This window comes from Micromonospora sp. D93 (assembly GCF_018070365.1).
Classification (GTDB): Bacteria; Actinomycetota; Actinomycetes; order Mycobacteriales; family Micromonosporaceae; genus Micromonospora; species Micromonospora ureilytica.
In genome coordinates, this window is sequence record NZ_JAGPXW010000016.1 from 1 (window position 1) to 25,577 (window position 25,577).

At 71.5% G+C, this 25,577-nt stretch carries 25 protein-coding genes; 7 read left to right on the forward strand and 18 right to left on the reverse strand.

Translation table 11 applies throughout. The features are described 5' to 3' along the window. Nucleotides 1-747: 747 nt before the first annotated feature. The gene (locus KBX71_RS18870; protein ID WP_210819321.1) at nucleotides 748-1,089 is read left to right on the forward strand and encodes a hypothetical protein; all 342 of its coding nucleotides are present in this window, start codon (nucleotides 748-750) and stop codon (nucleotides 1,087-1,089) included. Beyond that, nucleotides 1,086-1,745: a nucleotidyl transferase AbiEii/AbiGii toxin family protein gene (locus KBX71_RS18875; RefSeq protein ID WP_307847169.1), complete on the forward strand. Its 660-nt coding sequence runs from the start codon at nucleotides 1,086-1,088 to the stop codon at nucleotides 1,743-1,745. Before KBX71_RS18870 ends, KBX71_RS18875 begins: the two co-directional genes overlap by 4 nt. A 39-nt stretch (nucleotides 1,746-1,784) precedes the next feature. On the opposite strand, the gene KBX71_RS18880 is transcribed toward KBX71_RS18875, so the two are convergent. Next, a complete protein-coding gene (locus tag KBX71_RS18880; protein WP_210819322.1) occupies nucleotides 1,785-2,687 on the reverse strand; it encodes an SDR family oxidoreductase in 903 nt (300 codons plus the stop codon). Between the two features lie 187 nt (nucleotides 2,688-2,874). Between KBX71_RS18880 and KBX71_RS18885 the strand changes: the two genes are divergently transcribed. Continuing rightward, nucleotides 2,875-4,665 carry a bifunctional UDP-sugar hydrolase/5'-nucleotidase gene (locus KBX71_RS18885; protein WP_210819323.1) on the forward strand — a complete coding sequence of 597 codons (1,791 nt, stop codon included), beginning with the start codon at nucleotides 2,875-2,877 and terminating at the stop codon, nucleotides 4,663-4,665. 57 nt (nucleotides 4,666-4,722) lie between these two features. Here the strand turns inward: KBX71_RS18885 and KBX71_RS18890 are convergent, their stop codons facing one another. Further along, nucleotides 4,723-4,896, reverse strand: coding sequence for a hypothetical protein (locus KBX71_RS18890; RefSeq protein WP_196926721.1), 174 nt, complete (start codon nucleotides 4,894-4,896; stop codon nucleotides 4,723-4,725). An 84-nt stretch (nucleotides 4,897-4,980) separates the two neighbouring features. Further along, a complete protein-coding gene (locus KBX71_RS18895) occupies nucleotides 4,981-6,141 on the reverse strand; it encodes a geranylgeranyl reductase family protein (protein WP_210819324.1) in 1,161 nt (386 codons plus the stop codon). Between the two features lie 147 nt (nucleotides 6,142-6,288). Between KBX71_RS18895 and KBX71_RS18900 the strand changes: the two genes are divergently transcribed. Both KBX71_RS18900 and KBX71_RS18905 read left to right on the forward strand, forming a co-directional pair. Continuing rightward, nucleotides 6,289-6,525 (forward strand): hypothetical protein, encoded by a 237-nt coding sequence (locus tag KBX71_RS18900; protein WP_210819325.1) that lies wholly within the window; start codon nucleotides 6,289-6,291, stop codon nucleotides 6,523-6,525. Between the two features lie 85 nt (nucleotides 6,526-6,610). After that, entirely contained in the window at nucleotides 6,611-8,050 is a 1,440-nt protein-coding gene (locus KBX71_RS18905; protein ID WP_210819326.1) for an MFS transporter, read from the forward strand. 135 nt (nucleotides 8,051-8,185) lie between these two features. On the opposite strand, the gene KBX71_RS18910 is transcribed toward KBX71_RS18905, so the two are convergent. The 4 genes from KBX71_RS18910 to KBX71_RS18925 form a co-directional block, all read right to left on the reverse strand. Next, nucleotides 8,186-8,740: a hypothetical protein gene (locus tag KBX71_RS18910; RefSeq protein WP_210819327.1), complete on the reverse strand. Its 555-nt coding sequence runs from the start codon at nucleotides 8,738-8,740 to the stop codon at nucleotides 8,186-8,188. Between the two features lie 899 nt (nucleotides 8,741-9,639). After that, nucleotides 9,640-10,269, reverse strand: a complete 630-nt coding sequence (locus KBX71_RS18915; protein ID WP_196926726.1) for a hypothetical protein — start codon at nucleotides 10,267-10,269, stop codon at nucleotides 9,640-9,642. Between the two features lie 13 nt (nucleotides 10,270-10,282). Then, nucleotides 10,283-12,061, reverse strand: coding sequence for a DUF4012 domain-containing protein (locus KBX71_RS18920; RefSeq protein ID WP_307847170.1), 1,779 nt, complete (start codon nucleotides 12,059-12,061; stop codon nucleotides 10,283-10,285). Between the two features lie 84 nt (nucleotides 12,062-12,145). Next, nucleotides 12,146-13,411: a glycosyltransferase family 4 protein gene (locus tag KBX71_RS18925; protein WP_210819329.1), complete on the reverse strand. Its 1,266-nt coding sequence runs from the start codon at nucleotides 13,409-13,411 to the stop codon at nucleotides 12,146-12,148. A gap of 168 nt (nucleotides 13,412-13,579) precedes the next feature. Between KBX71_RS18925 and KBX71_RS18930 the strand changes: the two genes are divergently transcribed. Beyond that, nucleotides 13,580-14,134: a low molecular weight phosphatase family protein gene (locus KBX71_RS18930; RefSeq protein WP_210819330.1), complete on the forward strand. Its 555-nt coding sequence runs from the start codon at nucleotides 13,580-13,582 to the stop codon at nucleotides 14,132-14,134. Here the strand turns inward: KBX71_RS18930 and KBX71_RS18935 are convergent. Beyond that, nucleotides 14,115-15,578 (reverse strand): polysaccharide biosynthesis tyrosine autokinase, encoded by a 1,464-nt coding sequence (locus tag KBX71_RS18935; RefSeq protein ID WP_210819331.1) that lies wholly within the window; start codon nucleotides 15,576-15,578, stop codon nucleotides 14,115-14,117. The genes KBX71_RS18930 and KBX71_RS18935 overlap by 20 nt on opposite strands. Before the next feature lie 341 nt (nucleotides 15,579-15,919). On the opposite strand from KBX71_RS18935, the gene nhaA reads away from it, so the two are divergent. Beyond that, nucleotides 15,920-17,293 carry a Na+/H+ antiporter NhaA gene (nhaA, locus tag KBX71_RS18940; RefSeq protein ID WP_210819442.1) on the forward strand — a complete coding sequence of 458 codons (1,374 nt, stop codon included), beginning with the start codon at nucleotides 15,920-15,922 and terminating at the stop codon, nucleotides 17,291-17,293. Nucleotides 17,294-17,315: 22 nt separating this feature from the next. On the opposite strand, the gene KBX71_RS18945 is transcribed toward nhaA, so the two are convergent. From KBX71_RS18945 to KBX71_RS18990, 10 genes are all read right to left on the reverse strand, one after another. Continuing rightward, nucleotides 17,316-17,513 (reverse strand): hypothetical protein, encoded by a 198-nt coding sequence (locus KBX71_RS18945; protein WP_210819332.1) that lies wholly within the window; start codon nucleotides 17,511-17,513, stop codon nucleotides 17,316-17,318. 4 nt (nucleotides 17,514-17,517) lie between these two features. Beyond that, entirely contained in the window at nucleotides 17,518-17,838 is a 321-nt protein-coding gene (locus KBX71_RS18950) for a hypothetical protein (RefSeq protein WP_210819333.1), read from the reverse strand. After that, complete coding sequence (locus KBX71_RS18955) at nucleotides 17,838-18,200, reverse strand: DUF1622 domain-containing protein (protein ID WP_196926734.1); 363 nt, start codon at nucleotides 18,198-18,200, stop codon at nucleotides 17,838-17,840. Before KBX71_RS18955 ends, KBX71_RS18950 begins: the two co-directional genes overlap by 1 nt. Before the next feature lie 39 nt (nucleotides 18,201-18,239). After that, nucleotides 18,240-18,827: a TMEM165/GDT1 family protein gene (locus KBX71_RS18960; protein WP_124816196.1), complete on the reverse strand. Its 588-nt coding sequence runs from the start codon at nucleotides 18,825-18,827 to the stop codon at nucleotides 18,240-18,242. A gap of 218 nt (nucleotides 18,828-19,045) precedes the next feature. Then, nucleotides 19,046-20,011: an L-histidine N(alpha)-methyltransferase gene (egtD, locus tag KBX71_RS18965; protein ID WP_210819334.1), complete on the reverse strand. Its 966-nt coding sequence runs from the start codon at nucleotides 20,009-20,011 to the stop codon at nucleotides 19,046-19,048. Beyond that, nucleotides 20,008-20,799: an ergothioneine biosynthesis protein EgtC gene (gene egtC / locus KBX71_RS18970; protein ID WP_210819335.1), complete on the reverse strand. Its 792-nt coding sequence runs from the start codon at nucleotides 20,797-20,799 to the stop codon at nucleotides 20,008-20,010. The genes egtD and egtC overlap by 4 nt, the downstream gene beginning before the upstream one ends. A gap of 43 nt (nucleotides 20,800-20,842) precedes the next feature. Next, nucleotides 20,843-22,165, reverse strand: a complete 1,323-nt coding sequence (gene egtB / locus KBX71_RS18975; protein WP_210819336.1) for an ergothioneine biosynthesis protein EgtB — start codon at nucleotides 22,163-22,165, stop codon at nucleotides 20,843-20,845. A gap of 56 nt (nucleotides 22,166-22,221) precedes the next feature. Next, nucleotides 22,222-23,457 (reverse strand): ergothioneine biosynthesis glutamate--cysteine ligase EgtA, encoded by a 1,236-nt coding sequence (gene egtA / locus KBX71_RS18980; protein ID WP_210819337.1) that lies wholly within the window; start codon nucleotides 23,455-23,457, stop codon nucleotides 22,222-22,224. 157 nt (nucleotides 23,458-23,614) lie between these two features. Beyond that, nucleotides 23,615-24,424, reverse strand: coding sequence for a hypothetical protein (locus KBX71_RS18985; protein ID WP_210819338.1), 810 nt, complete (start codon nucleotides 24,422-24,424; stop codon nucleotides 23,615-23,617). A 16-nt stretch (nucleotides 24,425-24,440) separates the two neighbouring features. Beyond that, nucleotides 24,441-25,073 carry an RNA polymerase sigma factor gene (locus tag KBX71_RS18990; RefSeq protein WP_210819443.1) on the reverse strand — a complete coding sequence of 211 codons (633 nt, stop codon included), beginning with the start codon at nucleotides 25,071-25,073 and terminating at the stop codon, nucleotides 24,441-24,443. Nucleotides 25,074-25,577 lie beyond the last annotated feature (504 nt).

Below are 25,577 nucleotides of genomic sequence, written 5' to 3' on the forward strand. Positions count from 1 at the left end.
GGCAACGGACAGCATGCTCTTACGGAAGATCGTGTTCATGAGGGGTAGCTCCTTCGGGGGTAGGACACCCCGACCGCCAAAGGGGGGCGGCGGCAGGGTGTGAGCACCTCGTCCGGCGCTGCACAAACAAGGGGAAAGTCTTCGGGGGGGGGGCGCCTACGGTGACTCGGCGTCTGCCGGCGGCCTACGGGCGGGGGCTCGTGGCGCCGGGTCCAGGTGTAACGACCGGGGGGGCCGGGGTCATTCCGGGGTTGGCCCATCCGTTGGCACCCGCATCGCGGCGGTGCCCGGTGCTCGTTCGTGGGGACTCCAACGACCGGGCGGAGGCTGGCATTCCCACCTGCGCTACCAGCCCCGCAGGGCCGGGCGGCGGGTCGGTGGTGCTGCGATCGTCAGGGTATGTAACGACCCCGGCCCGGCCACGATTCCGGCCCACGGGTGCGACCGGTCACCACCCACAAACACCCACCACCGGACAAACCCCGTACCCAACACCCGGAACGCGGCGTCAAATCGCCTCACACTCGCATGATCCACTCAGGTTCACCGAAGTCGCGGTGTCCCGGACGCCCGGACACCCGGACACCGCGACTTCATGAAACCCGAGTCGATCACGATTTGCCGACGGGCACCGGGTCGCATGAAACGGACAAAACTCGCGGGGGTCAGGGTCATGCGGGAGTCTTGGGGCAGCTCGCTGGGGTCGTCCTGAGCAACACCGGCTTGGGTGGGAGTTACCCTGACACCATGCAGGCCGTCTCCCCCACCGCGACCGGCGTGGCTTTCCTGGCCCGCCCGGGTCGCCCGGCTGTGGTGGCGCGGACGCTCGCCGAGCTGACCGGGCCCACCCGAGGTGCGGTGGAACTGCCGGTACGGCTGATGTGGAACGCCGAGCGCACCTTCGACCTTGGTGACCCGGACCAGCTTCTCTGGATGTACGAGAACGTGCTTCGCGAGACCACTCGGGCCGACGATCTGCGCGCCCTGATCAACGGGCGGACGCTGCGTCGGGTGTGGCGACTGCTCAACCTGCCTCGGGGCGTACGCCAGGCGTGGGAGAGCCGGCACCGCGGCCTGCGCGCGGCGTGATCGAGCCTCATCTGCACGAGTTCTACCGGGAGGTGGCCCGGGTGGCGCTGGCCGCCGCCGGGCCGTACCGGTTCGTGCTGGGTGGTGGGGTGGCGTGGGCGGCGCACGGGCTGGTTGCCCGACCGACGGAGGACGTCGACCTCTTCGCGGACGTGGAGGGCGCCGCAGCGGCGGCGTCCGCCGGAGTGCGGGTGGCACTGGAGCGGGCCGGGTTCATCGTCAGTGATGCCGACCCGGACAGTGACCTGGCCGAGCTGTTCGACGGGTACGAGCAGGACATGAAGGACTTCGTGGTGAGCCGCGACGGACGGCAGATCCGGCTCAGCCTCGCTCGGTTGGACCGTCAGCAGAGCCCGGTGGTGATGGACCTCGGCCCGGTGATGGACGTCCGTGACCTGGTGGCCAACAAGATCGCGGCCCTGGTCAATCGGCGGGAGGTTCGCGACTTCATCGACGTGGCCGCGGCCCTCGACCACTATGACGTGACCGAGCTGCTGGTCCTGGCGCGGCAGGTCGACCCCGCACTGGACCCGGACGACGTACGCGCCGCCGGCCGTTACCTGGACCGGCTCTCGGATCAGCGCTTCGGCAGGTACGGCCTGGGTGCCGCGGACGTCGCCGAGATCCGGCAAGGCTTCGCCGCCTGGCCACGCTGACCGGGTGGGCATCCGCGCGGACGCCCACCCGGCGGCGGATCACTTGGTCGGTCGACCGCCGGTGACCCCCAGGATCTCGCCTGTCACGTAGCTGGACTCCTGCGAGGCGAAGAAGACGTACGCGGGCGCCAGCTCGGCCGGCTGCCCGGGGCGACCCTCCGGGGTGTCGGTGCCGAACTGCTTCGCCTTCTCCTCCGGCATGGTGGATGGGATCAGCGGCGTCCACACCGGGCCCGGTGCGACAGCGTTGACCCGGATGCCCTGTTCGGCCAGGTCGGCGGCGAGGGCCTTGGTGAAGTTGGCGATCCCCGCCTTCGTGGTGGCGTAGTCCAGCAGCTGCGGCGACGGGTCGAAAGCCTGGATCGACGACGTGTTGATGATCGCCGACCCCTCGGCCAGGTGGGGAACGGCGGCCTTGCAGAGCCAGAACATCGCGTACAGGTTGGTCTTGAAGACCCGGTCGAACTGCTCGGTGCTGATCCCGAGGATTCCCTTGTCCTGCGACATCTGGTACGCCGCGTTGTTGACCAGGATGTCGAGGCCGCCCAGGTCCCGCACCGCCCGATCGACCAGTTCCTGGCAGTGCGCCTCGTCGGTGATGTCACCGCGTACCGCGACGCCCCGCCGTCCGGCGGCCTCGACCAGCCGGATGGTCTCCCGGGCGTCGGCGTCCTCCTCCTCGCCGAGGTAGGAGATGAGCACGTCCGCGCCCTCCCGGGCGAAGGCGATCGCGACCGCCCGGCCGATCCCCGAGTCAGCGCCGGTGATCAGCGCCCGCTTGCCGTCGAGCTTGCCGCTGCCCCGGTACGACTCCTCGCCGTGGTCCGGCCTCGGGGTCATCTCCCTGGTCGACCCGGGCGTCGACTGCTGCTGTGCGGGTTGACCGGACTGCTGGCCGTACTGGCTGGTCGGGTCCTGCTGGGTGTGCTGGTCCTCGCTCACCGATATCTCCTCGCGCCGCGCGGGAAGCGGGGGCTGTCCCGCGAGTTCTCGTTCCTCATCGGCCTACCCCGCCTCGGCCTGCGGAAACCGCTGCGACGGTCGGGGCTGGCGTGGCGGGAGCGCCGGCTGCTGGTTATGGTGCGCAAGGCGCTCACGAGGCGCGTCCACCCCCATGGAAAGGCACGTCATGACCTCTCCCTCCGGCCCGTCGCGCCGCCAGGTGCTCGTCGCCGCGGCGGCCGCGGCGACCACCCCGCTGATCGCCGCCGCGCCCGCGCAGGCGGCCGGCGCGGCCCGGCCGCGCACCTGGGACCTCACCCTCCTGGGCACGTCGGACACGCACGGCAACGTCTACAACTGGGATTACTACCGCGACGCCGAGTACGACGACAGCAAGCAGAACGACATCGGCGTGGCGAAGCTGGCGACTCTGATCAACCAGATCCGTCGGGAGCGGCGCGGCCAGGCGACGCTGGTGCTCGACGCCGGCGACACGATCCAGGGCACGCCGCTGGCCACGTACTACGCCAAGCAGGAGCCGATCACCGCCACCGGGGAGAAGCACCCGATGGCACGGGCGATGAACGTCATCGACTACGACGCGGTGACCCTGGGCAACCACGAGTTCAACTACGGTCTGCCGTTGCTGGACCTGTGGATCCGTCAGCTCGGCTTCCCGGCGCTCGCCGCGAACGCCGTGAACGCGAAGACCGGCAAGCCGGCCTTCCTGCCGTACGTCATCAAGAAGGTCTCCCTCGGTTTCGCCGCGCCGACCCTGCGGGTCGGCATCCTGGGATTGACCAACCCCGGTGTGGCCATCTGGGACAGGGGCAACGTCGAGGGCAGGCTGCGCTTCGACGACATGATCGCGACCGCCGCGAAGTGGGTGCCGATCATGCGGGCCCGCGGCGCGGACCTCGTGCTGATCTCCGCGCACGGTGGTGACAGCGGCACCTCCAGCTACGGCCCCGAGCTGCCGAACGAGAACCCGGTGGCGCTGATCGCCCAGCAGGTGCCGGGGATCGACGCGATCCTCTTCGGTCACGCGCACAACGAGGTGGTCGAGCGGTTCGTCACCAACGAGCGCACCGGCACGCAGGTGCTGCTCTCCGAGCCGTCGAAGTGGGGCCAGCGGCTCACCCGGATGGACTTCACCCTCGCCCGCGAGCGTGGCCGGTGGACGATCACCAAGAAGGCCGCCACCATGCTGAACACCAACACGGTGGTCGAGGACCCGAAGGTGCTCGCCGCCGTGCGGGCCCAACACCAGAAGACCGTGGCGTACGTCAACCAGGTCGTCGCGACCTCCACTGTGGAGTTGTCGGCCGCGGAGTCACGGTACAAGGACACGCCGATCCTGGACTTCATCAACCACGTGCAGACCGAGGTGGTCGGCGCGGTGCTGGCCGGCACCGCGTACGCCGACCTGCCGGTGCTGTCGATCGCGGCGCCGTTCAGCCGGACCGCGGTCTTCCCCGCCGGTGACGTCAAGATCCGCGACGTGGCCGGCCTGTACGTGTACGACAACACCCTCGAAGCGGTCGTGCTCAGCGGGGCCGAGGTCCGCGCGTACCTGGAGTACTCGGCGAAGTTCTTCCGCACCCTCGCCCCGGGCACGCCGGTCGACCCGGAGCAGATCAGTGACCCGGCCGTGCCGGACTACAACTACGACGTCTTCTCCGGCGTGGACTACGACATCGACATCTCCAGGCCGGTCGGGCAGCGGATCACCCGCCTGGTGCTGGCCGGCACCGACACTCCGGTGGCCGACAACGCCCAGTTCGTGGTGGCGGTGAACAACTACCGGCGCAGCGGCGGCGGCAACTTCCCCGGCATCGTGAAGACCCAGGTCTACAACGCGCAGCAGGAGATCCGTCAGCTGCTCATCGACTGGGCGCAGGCCAAGGGGACGATCGACCCGGCCGACTTCTTCCAGCCCAACTGGCGTCTCGTCCGCGAGGGCGTGCCGGTCTTCTGACCGCAGCGCAGCACATACGGGCCGTGGGTGGCGTCACCCGCGGCCCGTCGCGCGTTCTCAGCCCTGCACGTTCCAGCGGATCGGGTCCTCGGACTCCTCCGGCCGGTCGCGCCCGGGATCAGTCTCGGTCAGCGCCACCCGCTCGTCGGGACGGACGGCGGGCGGCAACTCCCCGAACCGCGCGTGGCGCAGAAACGCGTACTCGTCGTCGGTGAACGGCTGCTCGTCCATCAGCGCCTCCTCCTGCTCCCCTGCGATTGTCCGGCGGCCGAGCTGGTCGACACCAGTAGCCGCGCGCACACCCTGTAGGGCGTCCTAGGATCCTGGGTGAGCGGTGGTGGGCTGGCGCGATCGGTGCGGTAACCGGTCGAGGACCGCGAGGGCAGCCCGGATGGGACGGCGGCGCAGCATCTCGTCGAAGCTCGCCCGCCCCTGGCAGAACTGAACGAACATCCGCCAGCCCGGCGGGGTAGCCAACAGGGCGTGGAACACATCCGGGCGGCGGGTGAACACGTCGAGCAGCCGAAACCCCGCCCGCATCTCCGGCAGCAGGCTCTCGGCCACCGCCCGTTCGTACCCGGCCAGATCACCGCCCGCGACCGCCGCTCCGGCCAAACCGCCGGAGCGCAACGCGAAGCTGATGCCCTCCCGACTCCACGGCTCCAACAGCCCCGCCGCATCCCCCACGACCAGCACCCGGCCGTTGCGCAACGGTGAATCCTCCGCTCGGCAACGGGTCAGGTGGCCGGAGTCGTGCTCCGCCGGCAACCCGGTCAGACCCAACCGGTCGACGAACCGCCGCAGGTACTCGCGGGTCCCCTCCCCCGCGCCCCGACCGGCGATCACGCCGACGGTCAGCCGATCACCCTTGGGAAAGACCCAGGCGTACGACCCCGGCATGGCGCCCCAGTCCAGCAGCAGCCGACCCCGCCACTGCTCCTGCTCGACAGGGGACACCGGAATCTCCAACTCCAGACCCAGATCCACCTGCCGGTACCGGACCCCGACGTGCCGGGCGGTCACCCCCGACGAGCCGTCCGCCCCGATCACGGCACGAGCCGCGATCGTCGTACCGTCGGCCAGCCGCAGGCGTACCCCCTCGGGGTCCTGCTCGATCGCGCGGACCGCGACCCGCTCCCGCACCTGCGCGCCTGCGGCGACCGCCGCCGCGCGCAGCCGGTCGTCGAACTCCTCGCGGCGCACCATCGTCACCACCGGACTGTCGTTGCGGCGGGTGAACTCCCGACGGCCGTCGCGGGTGAACGTCACCCGGTCCACCCGGTCGTGCGCGGGCACCTCGATCCGACCCTGGACGGCCGCCAGAGACGTGCCGATCAGGCCACCGCCGCAGGTCTTGTACCGCGGGTGCGCGGCGCGCTCGACAACGAGTGTGGAGACGCCCGCACGAGCAGCGGCGTGCGCCGCGGACAGCCCGGCGGGGCCAGCGCCGACGACGACGAGATCCCAAATGATCACGGAAGCAGCCTAGGGCACCGCCGCCGCACGACCGGCGGACCCGCCCGCCGCCGCGACCGCCCGATCGGGTGTGCATCTTCGGGCACCGAGGGGGTAACCGGCGCACGGCAACCGCCACCGCAGTGGCGGACGAGCAGAGGAGGAACCATGCAGCAGGTGCAACTGTCGGAGGCCGAGCAACGGGTGTACCAGGCGGTCACCACCCTTGAGGCACGCGGGCAGGTGCCCTACCCGGATCTGATCGCCGAGGAGTCCGGGCTGACCGGGGAGCAGGTAGCCAGCCCCCTGCACCTGCTCACCGAGAAGGGCCTGCTGCACCGCGAGGACTCACCGATGGCCGGCCTCGACTTCGGTCCCCGGTTCTGCGCCCGCCAAATGGCGTGACCGACGGAACCAGCCGGCACGGTTCGCCCCCCGAAGACCCGGGTAGCGGTCAACCATGGATGACCGAGGGTCGACGGGGGGCACGATGAGCGCAGCGCAGACGCCGCAACCGGTGACCGCTGCCGAGAACCGACGACGCTGGCAGGCGGTCGGCGTCGGACTCGTCGCCGCGTTCATGACGCTGCTCGACGTCAGCATCGTCAACGTCGCAGTGCCGTCCATCGACCGGGCGCTGCACGCGTCGCCGAGCGACCTGCAGTGGATCCTCTCCGGGTACGCGCTCACCTTCGGCCTGGCACTGGTGCCCGCCGGCCGCTTCGGCGACGCCCGCGGTCGGCGCAACGCGTTCGTCTTCGGCATCGCGCTGTTCACCATCACCAGCGCGCTCGCCGGCCTCGCCACCACCCCGACGTGGCTGGTCATCACCCGACTGCTGCAGGGCGCCGCCGCCGGCATCGTCAACCCGCAGGTCATCGGGCTGATCCAACAACTGTTCCGCGGGCCCGAACGCGCCCGCCCATTCGGGCTGCTCGGCGCCACCATCGGCATCTCCACAGCCGTCGGGCCGCTGCTCGGCGGGCTGCTCATCGCCATCGGCGGCCAGGAACACGGCTGGCGCTGGGTCTTCTTCGTCAACGTGCCGGTCGGTGTCCTCGCGGTGATCCTCGGCTGGCGACTGCTGCCCGGCCGCCCCGCCGGTCAACCCGGCTGGCGTCGACTCGACCCCGTCGGCGTCCTGCTACTCGGCATCGGTGTCGTCCTGGTCCTGCTGCCACTGGTGCAGGAACAGCAGTGGCGGACCCCCTGGAAGTGGGCGCTCATCCCGGCCGGCCTGGCAGTGCTGGTCGCCTTCGGGCTCTGGGAACGACGGTACGCACGCCACCACCAACCCCTGTTCGACCTTCGCCTGTTCAGCCTCCAGTCGTACACCCTGGGCTCGATCCTGGCGCTCGTCTACTTCGGCGGCTTCACCGCGATCTTCTTCATCTTCACCCTGTTCCTGCAGATGGGTCTCCACTACAGCGCCCTCGTCGCCGGCCTGGCCATCACCCCCTTCGCCCTGGGTTCGGCGGCCGCCGCCGTGCTCGGAGGCCGCATCGTCAACCGCTTCGGCCGACCACTGGTCGCCATCGGACTGCTCACCGTCGTCGTCGGGCTGGCCGCGACGGTGATCGCGCTGCACCTCGCGCCGGACGCCCCAGCGCCCTGGGTCGCCGCCGGGCCCCTGCTCGTCGCCGGCATCGGTAGCGGACTGGTGATCGCCCCGAACCAGACGATCACCCTCTCCGAGGTGCCGGTGGACCAAGCGGGCAGCGGCGCGGGCATGCTCCAGACCGGTCAGCGGATCGGCGCCGCAGCCGGTATCGCCGCCGTCGGCTCGGTGTTCTTCTCATCCCTGGCCGACAGCCGAGGCGACTGGACCAGCGCCTTCGAACGGTCCCTCATGCTGGCCACCGGCATCATCGCGCTCGCGCTGATCGCCGCGCTGCTCGACATCTGGCGCAGCCACAATCACAAAACCTGATCTGGGTACGCCGCTGGCCGGCACCCCGGGTTCCGGGTGCCGGCCAGCGGTCGGTGTCGTGCGGCGGTGCTGCCTTGCGGGCGCGGTGGTGCTGGCGTGCTGTGGTGCTGGCGTGCGGGTGGTGCCGTTTGGTGGTCAGCTGTTCCAGTGCTGGGCGACGAGGTCGGTGGCCTGCTGCTCCCACTGGGCGTACGCGTCCGGGTAGGCGGAGACCTGGACGGTCTGCGCGGCGTCGGTCAGGGGCATGTCCTGCCAGCCGTCGACCTGCTTCAGACCCTTCAGGAACGCGGTCGTCGAGTAGGCGGGGTCGGTGATCTGCTCCGGGGTGCCCCAACCGCTGGACGGGCGCTGCTGGAACAGGCCCAGCGAGTCGTGGTCGTTGATGTCGCCGAGGTGGCCCAGGTTCTCCAGCTTCGACTCCTGCAGGCTCGTGGCGATGGAGATGACCGCGGCCCGCTCCGGGAGACCGGCCTTCTTCGTGGCGGCGATGATGGCCTTGACGTTGGTGGTCTGCTCGTCGTTGAGGGTGATGTGGGACTGGTCGCCCTGCGGCTTCGACGCCTGGACGGCCACCGCGACCGGCTTGGCGTCCACGGGGTTGGCGTGGGCGGCGATCGGGCCGGCGAACACACCGCCGGCGAACGCGAGACCGGCAACGGACAGCATGCTCTTACGGAAGATCGTGTTCATGAGGGGTAGCTCCTTCGGGGGTAGGACACCCGCACACACCGATCGGGGGAACGGCGGTGACGGGTGTGAGCACCTCGTCCGGCGCTGCACAAACAAAAGGGAAAAGTCTTCGGGGGGTGACGCCTACGGTGACTCGGCGTCGGGGCCGGCGGCCTACGGTGGGGGGCTCGTGGCGCCGGGTCCAGGTGTAACGACCGGGGGGCCGGGGTCATTCCGGGGTTGGCCCATCCGTTGGCACCCGCATCGCGGCGGTGCCCGGTGCTCGTTCGTGGGGACTGTAACGACCGGGTGGAGGCTGGCATTCCCACCTGCGCTACCAGCCCCGCAGGGCCGGGCGGCGGGTCGGTGGTGCTGCGATCGTCAGGGTATGTAACGACCCCGGCCCGGCCACGATTCCGGCCCACGGGTGCGACCGGTCACCACCCACAAACACCCACCACCGGACAAACCCCGTACCCAACACCCGGCCTGCGGCGTCACGTCGCCTCACACTGGCATGATCCACTCGGGTCTACGGAAGTCGCGGTGTCCCGGGCGCCCGGACACCCCGACTTCATGAAACCCGAGTCGACCACAATGGGCTGGCCCCATCAAAGCCTACAAAACGGACACGGCCTCTGTTGCGGTCGGGCGCGATCATCGCAACTCCCCGGGGACCGCCTCCCGCTGCCGGGTAGACCCTCCTGGTGGGTACGCCGAGGCCGCAGTCGGCGAGCGCACCGGCCGTACCGGCCGTGCGTCGACGTCGGGTGTCGGCGGGCATCGGCCGCACCGGGGGCGGGTCGGTCGGAGGGGCAGTGCTGGAGGGGTCTGCGTCCTTCTGGACGGGCTGGCGCCCGTCGGAGTGTTCCGACGGGCGCCAGCTTGCGTGCGATCCGGGCGCGGCCCGGTGGTGTTGATTAGTGCGCCGCACCACCGAAGCGCTGGCGGCGACGCCAGGCCAGGGTCAGCAGCAGCATGACCGCTCCGGCGCCGACCAGGCCGCCGCCGAGCTTCATGGGTGTGCCGAGGCTGTCACCCGTGACGGGCAGCGGCTGCTTCTTGTGCAGCACCCGCAGCTCGGTGGTGGCGGTCCGGCCGGACTCCCGGCCGGTGGCGGTGAAGGTCAGCAGACCCGTCACCGACGGCTTGTAGCTCTTGGTGAAGCGACCCTGGGCGTTGGTGTACGCCGTGAAGTTCAGGGGCGCGCTCGCCTGGTACGCCACCGGGGTCATGGCCACGGTGCTGCCGTCGCTCCGGCGGGCCGGAGCCTGACCGCCAGCCGGGGCGGCCAGCGGAGTCACCGTCACCGAGATGTCGACGGTCTCGTTCGGGCCGAAGCCGGTGCCGGTCAGCAGTACCGTCTCGCCGAGGAAGATCGTCGGCCGGTTGACGGTCAGCGAAGCGGCTGCCGGCGGGTACGGCGGCGGCTGGGGCGGGTCGGTGGTCGCGCTGGGCGCCGGCTGCGGCTGTGCCGCCCCCGCTGCCGTCGGCACGGCCACCACGGCCAGGCCGACCGTGAGCGCCATGATGATGCGGGATAGCCGCATGATTGGTTCCCTCCTACTGGTCACAGCTTGGTGCGGAATGAACTTGGGTGGTCCAGGGGCTGGCGGTGGGGGTCAGCCACAGCTCGGCCTGTCCGACGCCGGTCTTGGCCGTCAGCACGGTGACCTCCAGCGCCCTCTCGGCGCCGGGGCCGACATCCACGCTGGCCGTCGCCACCTGGCGGCGGCGTTCGGTGCCGCTGCCAAGTGCCGTCTCGACCCCGTCGAGCCGGGCCTCGAGCACCGCTCCACCAGCCGGGCTGAAGATCGACACCAACGTGCGTGCGGTGTACGGATCACCAGCCAGGCCGAGGCCGAGGACCGACTCGCTGAGTCCGGACTTCGGCGCCGTCGAGCGGAGGGTCACCCGCAGCCGGAGCTCGCGGCGGCCGTCAGGCCGGCATTCGCCGACCGTCAGGTTCGCCGTCGGCCGCAGGTAGTAGCCGAGCTTCGCGCCGCTGCCGTCGTTGAGGAACACTCCGACCGTCGGCACGGTGTCCTGTTCCGGAAGCGTCCCGGCCATCCGGCTGTCGCCGAATGTCCGCTGTTCCTCAGGTCGGGCACTCCAGAACAATATCCGCCGTTCGGTGATAGCACGGTCAAATGCGGACAACAACACCTTCGGGTTGACATTCTTCTTGAAGAAGGCGTCGAAGACCGCCGACGCCGACGCCGCGAAGAACTCGTCCTGCTGTTTGATGTCCAGTCGTTGGTAGCTGTCGTTGAGCAGCGTCTGCACGACCTTCTCGCTGGCGAGCGGCACACCACCGGGCACGAGCACCGGGCCGGTCGCCTTGAGCAGGTAGGACAGCACCACCGGGTCGACGGCGAGCACGCCGTCGACAGTGGTGCCGGTCTTGCGCCGGAACATCTCGCGGTAGAGCGCGGCGGCGGTCGGGAAGTGCGGGGACAGATTGACGTCGGCGGGGTAGATGCCGGGTAGGTCGGTCCAGAGGGCACGGGTCTCGGCGGGCAGCTTCAACGCCGGGGTGAACTGACCGAGCGAGGCACTGCTGCCCTGCTTACCCATCTTGACCTTGCCGTTCTCGGCCTCGATCATCGCGTACGCGCCGAACATGCCGCCGGTCGCACGCAGTTCGGCGAGGTTCTGCGAGACGAGCAGGTAGCGGCGCGGGCCGTTCGCGCCGAGAAGCGGCGGTAGCAGGCGGGCTCCCTGGTCGGCGGCCGTGGTGAGGCTGGCCAGCCGGTCGATCTCGTCACGCAGGTCGGTCAGCGCCTGCCGGATCTGGCTGACGAGCCGGTCGGCGGGCACCGCGGCCAGGTCCTGGCGCGTGCGCTGCACCGACTCGTCCACCCGGGTCAGCTCGGCGGAGACGGCCGTGAGTCGGGCCAGGTCCAGCCGGCCGCCGGCCGGCACCAGGCTGGTCAGGTCCGTGCGGAGCAGGGTCGGGAACGCCTGCCGGGCCAGGTCGTCGATGGCGACGGCGATCTGCCGGACGGCGTCGAGGTCGTCGCCGGCGATCGGCGTACGCCGGCCGAGCTGCCAGCTCGGGTCGGTCGTCGCGGTTCGGGCGGCGCCGGCCTGCTCCTGAAGGGCGGCAAGCGTCCGCAGGGCGCGGTCGGTGTCCCCACCGACGACCTGGGCGCTCAACTCTCGGGCCAGTCCAGCGGCGTTGATCAGGTGAGCGCGCGCCTGCCAGCCGCGGAAGCCGATCCACCCGCCGGTCGCCAGCAGCAGCGAGCCGACCACCAGGGCGCCCAGGAGGGCCCGTCGCAGTCGGGCACGCCGACGACGCCGGGACCGGCTCCGCCGCCGGATCGGTCGTTCGCTCACCGTCACACCACACTCCCGTTCACGGAACCGGACAGAAGGTCGATTCCCTGACGTTCTTAGCATGCCTCAGGGAATGTCGTACTGTTATTGCGTTTGTCGCCCTTTAAGTAAGTTTTCTTCGTGACTCCGTGCGGGCTGCGCTTCTCGTCCGGCCGCCTCGTGCAACAGCCGTTCGATCTGGTCCACCCCGGCGGGCAACGACATCTCGCGCAGGTACGCGGCCCGCCCCCGGCGACCCATCTCGGCACGGGTCGGCGGCGGAATGGTGGCGGCCAACCAGAACCGGTCGGCCAACGCCGCCCAGTCCTCCGGTGGGCAGGACAGCCCAGCCCGGGCCCGTTCGACCAGCTCGGCCGTGTCCCCGCCGGCCGACGCGATCACCGGTGCGGCACAGGAGAGCGCCGCCTGGAGCTTGCCGGGCACCGTGCCGCGCAGCTCCGGGAGGTCGCGCAACATGACCAGCTGGTAGTCGGCGGCGGCGTACAGCTCGGGCATGTCGACAGGCGACCGCCGCTCCAGGAAGCGGACGTTGTCCGCGCCCAACTCGGCGGCGAGCCCCCGCACCCGCCGCTCCGCCGTGCCCGAACCGACCAGGACCAGATCCATCGTCCGGTCCAGCGCCGCGGCCGCGCGGACCGCGGTCTCCAACCCCTGCCGCGCCCCGATGGTCCCGGCGTGCATCACCACGCACCGACCGTCTCGACGGACGAGCTGACGGGCCGCCGCGTTGGGCGTCGCCGGGTGGAAGATCCGCTCGTCGGTCCAGTTCAGCACCAGCCGAACCCGGGCCGGGTCGGCGCCGGCGGCGACCACCAGGTCCCGCATCGACGGCGCGGCGATCGCGATTCGCGCCGCGGTGCGGTAGATCCGGGTCATCGTGCTGCCCATCCGCGCCGCCCAGCGCCCCTCGCCCCCCTCGTCCGCGCCGTCGCGGGCCCAGACGTCCTGTACGTGCAGTACCGCCGGCACTCGCCCGAGCAACCGGAGCACACCGGCGGCGGCGAACGTCGTCGCCGGCAGTTGGAACACGTAGAGCACGTCCACGTCGCCGAGGAACCGGCGCGCGACCAACCCCGCGCTGCCGGCGAAGGAGAGGTAGCTGGCCATCCGGCCGCGGATCGACGCACCGCCCCCGGGGTACCGGGGCACCCGTCGGACGCTCAACCGCTCACTGTGGGTCTCGTGGTGCCACCGCTGTCGCCAGCCGGGATAGACGTGCCCGCCGGGGTAGTCGGGGAAGCCGGTGAGAACCCGTACCTCGTGCCCACGCGCGGCCAACTCCTCGGCGAGGCTCCCGGGGATGAACGCCGGCTCGGGTGGAAAGTGGTACGACAGGATGCCGATCTTCACCGGTCCGCCCCCGTCCCGCAGGGATCGGCGCCGGTCGGCGCGGCACCACGGCCGGTGAGCGCGCGGCCCGCGTACGATGCCGACAACCCCTCCCCGCACGGCCACCGGCGTCGACGCACCGCCCTCGCGGTGCGAGCGCCCGTGTCCGTACCGATGAGAGGGGCACCGATGGCTGATCGCGTGTTGTTCGTCTGCCACGCCAACCTGTGCCGGTCGCCGATGGCCGAGTACCTGGCCCGCCGGTTGCTGGCCGACCAACCCGTCGAGGTGGCCAGCGCCGGCACCGACGCGATCGACGGGCTGGTCATGCACCCGTACGCCATGGAGGTCGCGACCGAGAGCGGCGCGGACGCGGCGGCGTTCCGGACCCGGGGTTTGCGCCCCGAGTACCTGGTCGACGCGACGCTCGTGCTGACCGCGACCCGACGCCAACGCTCGGTCTGCACCTCGTTGGCGCCGGGAGCGCTGCACCGGACGTTCACGCTGCGCCAGTTCGGCCGGCTGGCCGCCGCGGCCGAGCCGCCCGCCGACTCGGCCGACGACCCGTTGCGGGCGGCGATCGCCGCCGCCGCCCAGGCCCGGGGACGGCTGCAACCCGCCGCCCCGGACGAGGACGACCTTCGGGATCCGATCGGCGGTACCGAGGCCGACTTCCGACGCTGCGCCGAGGAGATCGAACGGTCGCTGCGACCCCTCGCCGCGCTCATCGGGGCAGCCGGGTGAGTTCCTGGGTGTGGTCGGGGACACCGTTGACCCCGTCGGCGGTAGCGCTGTGCCGGCCGGACGCGGCCCGGTCGGCCGGCACCGACGCACCGGCCGTCGTGGCGACCACCCGGTAGGCCTCGTACTGGTACGCCTCGGCCTTGGCCACCTTGGCCATGTTCAGCACACAGCCGAGCAGCCGGACCGAGACCGAGTGCAGTGACCGGGCCGCCGCGGCCACCTGGGTCCGCGACGTACGGCCCTGCTGGGTCACCAGCAGCGCGCCGTCGGCCTGCACGGCCACGACCACGCCGTCGGTCACCGCGAGCAGCGGCGCGGTGTCGATGATCACGATGTCGGCCGACTCACGCAGCGTCAGCAGCAGGTCCGACATGGCCTTGGAGCCGAGCAGTTCGCTCGGGTTCGGCGGGGCCGACCCGCTGGGCAACACCAGCAGCGACTTGTCTCCCCAGCGCTGCACGACGTCGCCCACCTTCACGTCGCCGACCAGCACGTCGGTGAGGCCGACGCCAGCGTCCAGGCCCAGGTAGTCGTCGACCTTCGGGCGGCGCAGATCCGCGTCGACCAGCAGCACCCGCCAGCCCGCCTCGGCCAACGCGATGGCCAGGTTGCAGGAGAGCGTGGTCTTGCCCTCGCCCTGTAGAGCGCTGGTCACCGCGATGACCCGGGCCGGCTCGTGGACGTCCACGAAGCGCAGGTTGGTCCGCAGCTTGCGGACCGCCTCGGCGCGTGCCGAGGTCGCGGCGTCGCCCACGATCAGCGGGGCGTTGCGGGCGTTGGCCTCGAACGGAATCTCACCGAGCAGCGGGCTGCCGGTGGCGCGTTGCAGGCCGGCGGCGTCGCGCAGCCGGACGTCGGCGACGCCCCGCAGGATCGCCAGGCCGATGCCGAGGATCAGGCCGACCAGGCCACCAAGGGCGAGGTTGCGGACCGGCTGCGGCGAGACGGGGCTGGCGGTGACCCGCGGGCCACTGACCACCTCGATCTTGATGGGCGCCTTGCCCTCCGGCGTCGTCTCGACCTTCTGGACGAGTTCGACGAACTTGTTGGCGAGGCTCTCCGTCACGCGCAACGCGCGAGTCTGGTCGGTGTCGGTGACCGTCGCCCGCAACAGAACGGTGCCCGTCTCGGTGGTGGTGCTCACCCGGCGCTGCACCTCGTCCGCGGTGAGGCCAACCGGAGTCTCGGCCACCACGCTCTGCGCCAGCCGGTCGCTGCTGAGCAGGTCGGCGTACGACTTGACGCGCTGCTGGAGGAAGAGCCCGCCCTGGTAGGCGTCGGTGACGCCCGTGTTGGGGGTGGTGACGAAGAAGGTCACCGAGGCGACGTACCGAGGTTGGGCCCGTACGGTCAGAAACGCCGAGACGCCGAGAGCCACCATGACCGTGACCAGCGCGACCCACCAGTGCCGACGCACGTGGCGCAATTGGCGGAGCAGGTCCATCAGGCGCGCCCCCGTGCCGGTCCGGTTACGGCAAAGAACTTCACGAAAACCCCCAAGGTCGTCTCTAAACTCGTGAAACCATTAAAGCGGCTCATACGGCTTATGTCCGGAGTTATGTATTTTCCGGCGGCGAGATGTGCGTCCGCATGACCAACCCGACAAACGTCCATTCGGCTGCGGCGTGACAACGGGGAAAAAGTCGAAGGCCGATCGGCCCAGCGTCCGATCGGCCCAGCGGTCCCCGCCGACCGCGCCGCCGGATAGGGTCGACAGCGGTGTGCCGGGAAGTCTGGTCGGCGACTGGATTCATGCTGTCCCGACTCTCGTAGGTGAGCACGCAGATGACCTCCCACACCCCACCACCGGGGCAGCGCCCGCCGAGGATGCGGCTGTTCTCGCGATCATCCTGGCCGGAGGCCCGGCACCTGGCCGACGTGCTGCGTACCGAGACCGTCGGTGGCGTGCTGCTGCTGTCGGGCGCCGTAATCGCGCTGATCTGGGCCAACTCCCCGTGGTCCGACTCGTACACCCGGCTCGGCGACGTCGTGCCCTGGCCCGGCGCGCCCTGGCACCTCGACCTGGACCTGGCCACCTGGGCGGCGGACGGCCTGCTGGCGATCTTCTTCTTCGTGGTGGGCCTGGAGCTCAAACGGGAGTTCGTCGCCGGTGACCTCCGCGACCCGCGCCGCGCCGCGCTGCCGGTGGCGGCCGCACTCGGCGGGATGCTGCTGCCGGCGCTGATCTACGTGGCGGTGGTGCTGAGCGCGGGCGGGGAGGGCCTGCGCGGTTGGGCCATTCCGACGGCCACCGACATCGCTTTCGCGCTCGCCGTGCTCGCGGTGGTCAGCTCACATCTGCCCCAGGGCCTACGCGCATTCCTGCTCACCCTGGCGGTGGTCGACGATCTGTTCGCGATCACCATCATCGCGATCTTCTACACCGCCGACTTCCATCCCCTTCCATTGCTCGCCGCGTTGGCACCGATCGGGCTCTTCGCGGTGCTGGTGCAGCGGGGGCGTACCTGGTGGTGGGCGCTCATCCCCCTCGCGGTCACCGCCTGGGTCCTGATGCACGCCTCGGGCGTGCACGCCACGGTGGCCGGCGTCCTGCTCGGCTTCACGGTCCCGGTGCTCGCCCGCCGACCGGCGGGCGGCGACCAGCCGGTCACCGGCGACGCGGCGCCGAGCGCTGCGGGGGCGGGCGAGGGAGGTCTCGCCGCGCGCCTGGAGCACCGCTGGCGGCCGGTCTCGGCAGGCGTCGCAGTGCCGATCTTCGCCCTGTTCGCCGCCGGGGTCACCCTGCGCGGCACCGACCTGGGCGCCCTGCTGAGCGACCCGATGGTGATCGCCATCGCCGCCAGCCTGGTGCTCGGCAAGAGCATCGGCATCTTCGGCTCGACGTACCTGCTGGCCCGGTTCACCCGCGCCGAACTGGACGAGGACATCACCTGGGCCGACCTGCTCGGGATCGCCCTGCTGGCCGGCGTCGGGTTCACCGTCTCGCTGCTCATCGGCGACCTGGCCTTCGGAACGGACAGCACGGCCGACGACCGGGTCAAGGCGGCCGTGCTGCTCGGCTCGGCGATCTCCGCCGGACTGGCCGCCACCGTGCTCAGCCGCCGCAACACGGCGTACCGGAGGGTGGCCGAGCGGGAGCGGCTGGACGCCGACGGAGACGGCGTACCCGACGTCTACCAGCGCCCCGACGCCCGCTGACCGCGTCGGCGCCGGCCTACGCTCAGTGGCGACGTTCGGCCGGCGGCAGGTCCTCGGTCTCCTCGACCAGCGCCTCGGCCGTCGGCCCGGTGAGGTCGTCACCCGGCACCGCCACCTCCTCGACGCGATCCCGCTCGTCGGTCTTCCCGCCGGGCGGCGGCTCCGGAGCGGTGCCGTCGCCTGCGAAGCCGTACTCATTCGGTTCGTCGTGCCGGCCCATGTGGTCATCCTCCCGCTTTTCCGGTTTCACCTGTTGAGGCCAACGGTAGGTGGTGATCGTCGTCGGCGCAGGGCGCCGAAGATTGTCGGCCGGACCACGGTGGTGGTCTGCTCAGCGCCGCCCCGAGCAGTTGACGCAGGGCGATGATCGCCACCGCGCCGGCCAGGCCGTTCCAACCCGGCTCGCCGACGAGCCGGAGGAGGCCGGCCGCGGTGAGCAGGTCCAGCAGTACGCGGACGCCGCTCCGTAACGCCCCGGTGCTGAGGGTGGTGACCACCCCGGCGACCAGTGCCAGGGCGGTGACCGCCGTGACCAGGGCGTCCATCACTGACGACGCTGCCCCTCGGCCACCTGGTGCTGCTCCTGGCGGATCTCGCGGCCCAGGAAGTAGTTCAACGCCGTTCGGATCGTCGCGATGGCGGCCAGTTGGCCGATCTGCGCGAACGACGGGGACACCGCCGTGCGCAGCACGTCGGCCGCCAGCTGGAATTCCAGGCCGAGGGTCAGAAACCGACCGAGCGAGAGCCGGATCGACGTGAAGCGGGCGGCGGTGCGGTGTCGCAGCCCCTCGACCACGAACCGCGCCGCCGCCCACACCGCGCCAACGAAGATCACCAGCGCGCCGGCCACCTCCACCACGGCAACCAGCACCTGGTCGCCCTGGCGCAACAACTCGGCCGGCTCCACCCAGGGCCGTTACCCGCCCTCGGGGCAGCTAGTCGGCGCTCAGGTCAGCTCGTTCACCGCCTCCAGGATCAGCCAGAGACCGGAGATGGCGAAAAGGATCGCGGCACCGTACTTGATGGTCTTCTCCGGCAGCCGCCGACCGAGCATCCGGCCGACCAGGATGGCCAACGCGTCCGCGGCCACCATGCCGATGGTGGAGCCGAGCCAGGTGCCAAACCAGCCGTACTTGGTGGCGAGCGTGATCGTGGCGAGCATCGTCTTGTCGCCCAACTCGGCCAGGAAGAACGCCACCGAGACCGCCACGATCGCGGTCTTGCTGGTCTTCTCCGCCTTGCGCTTCTCCTCCTCGGTGAGCTTGTCACCGCGCAGCGTCCACGCGCCGAAGCCGAGGAACGCCACGCCGGCCACCAGGGAGATCCACTCGGTCGGCAGCACCGCCCCGAGACCCACGCCGATGGCGACCGACGCCAGGTGCACCACAGCGGTGGCGACCGTGATGCCGATCAACACCGGGATCGGTTTGAACCGCGTGGCGAAGGTCAACGCCATCAGCTGGGACTTGTCCCCCAGCTCGGCGACGAAGATGACGCCGAAGCTGATCACCAGCGCGGCGAAAAATCCCTCCATGACATCCTTCCCGTTCACGCCGGGAGGAGGTACAGGGGCGCCCTCGACCCGGCTGCAACAGCCTGAGTCGAAGGTCTCGCCCGCCCCGGACAAGACCGGGGCCGCGTGGCCGGGTGCGGAACGCACCAGTATGTCGACCACGACATTGGGGGCTACTCCCCTTCGCGCGATCAGCCTATCGGATCACCACCCGGCCCGACCGAGGCGGGTGAACAGGCTCACCGCGCCCGCGCCAGCGTGACGCCGAAGAGCGCATCCGGGTCGGTCCAGAACTCCGCCGTGGCGAAACCGGCAGTGGCCAGCTCGGCGGCGATCCCCTCCGGGTGGAACTTCGCCGAGACCTCGGTACGCAGCTCCTCCCCCGCCGCGAAATCGACTGTCAACCCCAGCACCCGCACGGTCATCGACCGGGTCGCCCGCAACCGCATCTCGATCCACTCGTGATCGGAATCCCAGACGGCGACGTGTTCGAAGGCGGCCGGGTCGAAGTCGGCGCCCAACTCGCGATTGATCACGTGCAGCACGTTGCGGTTGAACTCGGCGGTGACCCCGGCGGCGTCGTCGTACGCGGGCACGATCACCGACGGGTCCTTCACCAGGTCCGTGCCGAGCAACAGCCAGTCACCGACCTCCAGCGCGGCGCGCATCGCCGTGAGGAACTCGGCCCGCTCGGCGGGCAACAGGTTGCCGATGGTCCCGCCGAGGAACACCACCAACCGCCGGCCGCCGGTGGGCAGCCGGTCCAGTTGCCGGGTGAAGTCCCCCACGATGCCCCGGACCCGCAGGCGGGGATAGTCGGCGGCGATCTGGGCGGTGGACCCCCGCAACGCGCTGACCGACACGTCCAGGGGGACGAACGTGCCCAGCTCACCCCGGCGGGTGAAGGCGTCCAGCAGCAGCCGGGTCTTCTCCGACGAACCGGAACCCAACTCGATGAGCGTCTTGGCCCCGGTCAGTGCCGCGATGTCGGGAGCGTGCGCGGCCAGCACGGCCCGCTCGGCCCGGGTCGGGTAGTACTCGGGCAGTCGGGTGATCTCCTCGAAAAGCTCGCTGCCCCGGGCGTCGTAGAACCACTTCGGCGGCAGCCACTTCCGCCCGGAGCTCAGCCCCGCCCGGACGTCGTCGCGCAGGCCGCGCTCCAGGTCACCCTCTTCGAGGTAGATCTCCAGTGGTTCCGCGGTCATCGGTTCGCTCCTCTCGTTCGATCAACCGTTGCGTGCCTGCGCACCGGGGCCGGCAGTGGACGTACCCGCACCTCGCCCGCGGTGGCGACGACCAGGTGCCCCTCCGGCACCGACCGCCACCCCGGATCGTCGTCGTGTGGCTCGGAGGCGAGCAGCACCGAACCCGGCGTCTCGCGGACCGACAACGCGTGCCCGGCCACGCTGGCCACCACCCGGTGCCCGTCGGTGAGCAGCAGGTTGAGCCGCGACCCGGGTGCGGCGGCGGCGACGTCGGTCACCGTCCGCCCGACCGCCTCGGCCGCGTCGGCGCCAGCTCGCAGCAGATGCCGCACCAACGCCCACAGCAGCGCCGAGTCGGTGGCCGCGTCCAGGGTGAGCAGGTCACGCACCGGCAGCTCGGCGGCGAGCGGCACCACGGCGTCCGGCCAGCCGCGGACCACCCCGTTGTGGCTGAACAGCCACCGCCCCTCGGCGAAGGGCGCCGCCGCGCCGTCGAGCAGCGCCATCCCGACCGTGGCCGAGCGCACCGCCGCCACCACCGCCGCGCTGCGGGTCACCGCCGCGAGCTGGGCGATGGTCGGGTCGCTCCAGATCGGCTGCGCCCGCCGGTACCGCACCGGCTCACCCTCACCCGGGTACCAGCCGACACCGAACCCGTCGGCGTTGATCGTGCCGCCGCCACGCATGTCGCGGGGCGCCCAGGACTGCCGCACCAGCGAGTGCGGAGGGTCGAACAACAGCTCGGCAAGGGTGACCGGCGGCCCCAGGTAGGCCAGGTGGCGACACATCAGCGCCCCCGGCCCGCCGCCGGGCCGCCGGTCGTGCGGTGGCTCACCGGTACGACTCGTCCGGTCGCACGTCCCGGGCGCAGCGGAACCCGCTGAAGATCTGCCGGCGGATCGGGTAGTCCCAGTTGCGGAAGGTGCCCCGACAGGCAGAGCGGTCGGTGCCGAACGAGCCGCCGCGCAACACCCGGTAGTCGTCGCCGAAGAAGACCTCCGAGTATTCGCGGTAGGGAAACGCGGCGAACCCCGGATGCCCGTCGAACGCCGTCGACGTCCACTCCCAGACGTCGCCGATGAGCTGGTGCACACCCAACGGCGACACGCCGGCCGGGTACGCGCCCACCGGCGCCGGCCGCAGATGGCGCTGGTCGAGGTTGGCGTGCGCCTCGGTCGGGTCGTCGTCCCCCCAGGGGTAACGGCGCGACCGCCCCGTCGTCGGATCCCACCGGGCCGCCTTCTCCCACTCCGCCTCGGTGGGCAGCCGCTTGCCGGCCCACGCCGCGTACGCCTGCGCCTCGTACCAGCACACATGCACCACCGGCTCGTCGGCGCGGACCCGAGCCCACTGACCGAAGCGCCGATACGACCAGTCGTCGCCGTCGGAACGCCAGTGCATCGGCGCGCTGAGCTGCTCCTGAACCCGATGCTCCCAACCGGCCGGGCTCCACCAGCGCCGCTCGGAGTAACCGCCGTCAGCGATGAAGGCCGCGTACTGGCCGTTTGTCACCGGGGCGGCGTCGATGACGTACGCCGGCAGGTCGACCCGGTGCGCCGGACGTTCGTTGTCCAACGCCCACGGATCGGTGTCGGTGCCCATGGTGAACTCGCCCGCCGGCACCAGCACCTCCGCGCCGGCCCGGACCGACGGCTCGGGCGGCGCCGGGGCGTGCAGCACCGCCGGACCCGACCGCAACTGGTGGGTGGCGAGCATGGTCTCGTCGTGCTGCTGCTCGTGCTGCACGATCATGCCGAAGGCGAACCCGTCGGCGACCAGCGGCCGTTCGGTGAAGGCCATCGCGTCGAGCAGGTCGTGCACCTTGTCCCGGACGGTGGCCAGGTAGGCGCGCGCCTCAGCGGGCGGCAACAGCGGCAGCGCGGGGCGGTCCCGGCGCGGCTGCTTGAACGCGTCGTACAACTCGTCGATGTCACACCGGACCGGCTCCCGGCCCCCGACGTCACGGACCAGCCAGAGCTCCTCCTGATTTCCCACGTGAGCGAGGTCCCAGACCAGCGGCGACATCAGCGGTGAGTGTTGGCGCGTCAGGTCGGCGTCGTCGACCACCTCGGTCAACAACGTGGTACGAGCCCGGGCCCGCGCCAACTCCACAGCGATGCGATCGCGCAACCCCGGCTCACTCCTCGCGCTCACCGAACCGCCCTCCGTTCGCGACTGCGAGGCTCGCAACCCCGGCTCACTCCTCGCGCTCACTGGTCCCTCCTCTCTGTGGCGGCCAGTCGCCGCCGTACACCTCTTTGAATCTCGTCGTGAGTGCTGGCCGGCAGCTCCAGTCGGGGTAGCGCGGTCAGGGCCAGGTCGAGCAGGGCCGCCGCGGCCCCGGCCAGCGTCGGGTCGGCCAGGCCGTGCCGGGCGGCGGCGGACCAGCGCTGCGCCACAGGCGTGGCGATCGTGTACGCCGCACGGACGGTGCGCGGGTCGCCGAACAGGGCGGTCAGCACCGCCAGCGGCAGCCGCCAGTCCCGATCGGGTTGCGCGTCCAGGTAACGCAGCTCCAGGTAACCGCGTGGTCGCACCGGCGGGAAGATGGTGCTGACGTGGTAGTCGAGGTCATCGGTGGTGGGCGGTTGTGGCAGCGCGCCGTCGAGCCAGTCGGCGAAGGTCACGCCGGGTGGCGCGGCCCAGTCGGCGTCGTGCCGGCGAAGACAGAGCAGCGGCGCGGCGAGCACGTACCTGGTCCAGGCGTCGATCGGATCGTCCCCGGCGCGGGCGGGCGACCAGACCGGGCGGGTCCGGGCCGGGTCGATGGCCAGCCAGGCGGCCATCCGGGCGGAAGCCCAACCGGTGCGCCGCCCCGCGTGTCGAGCGGCGGAGGCGAACGCCGCGAGCAGTGGGGGCCCGACCGCGTGGGCCGCGGCCCAACGGTCGGCGACCTGGTCCGGTTCACCGGCGTCGAGGCAGATCTGCAGGCCGGCGGTGCTGTACATCATCGTGCGGCCGGCCGGGCCATGGCGGTCGAAGGCTCCGCGCATCGCGCGGTAGCGGGGGGTTTCCACCACCGGGCGAGGCCGTCGGTGGGGGTCGATGCCGCTGCGGCCGAGGACCAGCCCGGCGGCGGCCAGCAGGTCGGTGACCTGGGCGATGTCAGCCTCGGTGGCGCGGATCAACACGGCGACCGAGGGGCGGGGCGGGGTGGAGATCTCCAACTGGCCACCCGGCTCCAGGGTGACCACGCCGCCCTGTCGCAGCGGCTCGGCCGGGCTGGTGGCATCCAGCGTGGCGGGGCTGTGCCGCCCGAGCGCCGTCCGCAGCCGCGTCGCGTCGACGGGTCGGGCGGGATCGGCGGCGTCGTGCACGGTCCATTCCAGTTCGACACCGGTGTGGGTGGGTGGGCCGGTCTTGAAGCAGATCCGGGCCAGGTGTCGGACTGCGGCTGCGGACTCGCGCAGGATGGCGCTGCGGTCCAGGTCGGGTGACGTCACCAAGAGTCGGGCCCCCTCTCCGTGCGCCGGGTCCGGCACACCGTGCCACCGTAAACTGACCCACCGACACCGTCGGGGGCGTGCACGGTGCCACCAACCTCTGTCTAACAGAGGAATTTCCGATCCAGGGCGGAACCAACGGGCTCCGGCCGGCGACCGTTCAGCCGGCGGCGGGGTGGCCCGCTCGCGGCGGTGACGGCGGGGTCTTCGCCGACGGGGACGGCCCGCCCTTCGCCGACTCGGAGGGCTTGACCTTCGCCGACTCGGTGGGCTTCGCCTCGGGCACCAGCCGCTGGCAGTACGCCTCGACCTCGGCGGGGCCGCCGGCGGCGGTCACCAGCCGCTGGAAGGCCGGCGTACGCAGTGCCTTCTCCCGCTGGTCGGGCTTCTTGGCCCGCCACGCGCGGCACAGTCCGTGCAGTTGGTCGGCGGGTGCGGGAACGGCCGACGGTGTGGCGGTGACGGGCGACGGCGCGCCGGGGACCACCGACCGACCGGGCTCGGCCGACCGGGGCACGCCATGGTGCGGTGTGGGCGACGGGCGCGACGGGGCCGGCGCCACCGGGTCTGGCGCACGGTCGCGGGTGACCGCGGCGAAGGCGGCCCCCGCGGTGGCGGTAGCGGCCACCGCGCCGATCCAGGCCACCGCGCCGGTGGTCACCCGACGACGGCGTGGCCGCTGCGGCACGGCCGGCACCGGGTTGGCCCGGGCGGCCCGGAACGCGGCCAGCGCGGCCTCCTCGCCGGCCAACTCGCCGGGGCGGACGGGGCCGGTCGCCGCGGCGAGCAACGCGGCCACCGGCTCGGGCGGGGGCACGTTCGGGTCGGCCAGGTGCGCCTCGGGTGATGTCGCGGCCGCTTCCGTGGGCGTCGCGGAGTGCCAGTGATCAGGCGTGTTGTCCATCCGGGCGTGGGCCGAGTCGAGCAGCCGCTCGGTGTCGGCGTGGTCGGCCCGCCGGAACGGGTTCATCGGGAGTCCCCTCACGTCAGCCGTCCGCCGCTTCGGCGTGCGGTGCTCGCAGGGCGGGGCCGCTCCCCGTGCGCGGCGGCGGCACCCCCTCGACCCCGACTGGCGACCCGGCCGGGCTCTGCCGCTCCAACAGGACCGCGAGCCGGCGTAGACCTCGGTGAGCGGCGGTCCGCACGGCCCCGGCCCGACGGCCCAGCACCCGGCCGGCGGATCCCGCGTCCAACCCGATCACCGCCCGCAGCAGGACCGCTTCGGCCTCCCGTGGCGGAAGGGTGGCGATCAGCGCGAGAGCGGTTTCGGTACCGATCGTCTCGCTGGCTCGCTCGGCGGTGTCCGCGTCGCTGGCCACATCGACGAGCGCCTGCACCGGGACCGGCAGCGAGGGGCGACGGCGCATCCGACGCAGGTGGTCCATCGCGCGGTTACGGGCGATGGTGACCGTCCAGGCCCGGAACTCGCCCCCGGTGAAGCCGGGCAGGTCACGGGAGATCTGAAGCCAGGTCTCGGAGGCGACGTCCTCGGCGTCCGCCCCGACCAGGGCGGTCAGATAGCGCAGCAGCCCGGGCTGGAGGCTGCGGTAGAGGAAACGGAACGCTTCCTCGTCTCCGGCCTGCGCGGCGCTCACCACCTCCGACAGGTCGGCGGTCATCGGCGGCCCACGCATGACCCGGGGCGAGCCGGCCCGCCCCGGCGCACGGAGGCGCGCCACGCGGCACGAGTCGTCCGCCCGATCAGCACCCGCACCGCACCGCCCTCCGCCGCTCTGATTGTCCCCGCGACCACGATTGTCGGGGCGGCGTGTCCGGGGCCAACGCCAGGGTGGTCGATCGGCGCGCTGCCCGCCGAGGTAGCCGGGCGGCCCGAGCCGGGCTAACGCTAAGAGGGGGCTCACCACGCGACAAGTCGGCGTCGCGTCACGGAAGAGTGACAATTATCAACCGCGCGGAACGGCGCGTCGTCGTAACGGGATGTGAGCAGGGGACGCCAACCGTGGCTGAAGGCGCTTTCTTGCCGCCGTCGACCACCCGGACGACGGAAATTGTCGCTTTTCGTGACACCGCACATCCGCAGCGTCACCGAGACCGATCGTCCACACAGGTCAAGCCGGATCAGTCGGTCCGAACCACCCGCCCGGCGGCCCTGCCACGGCGCG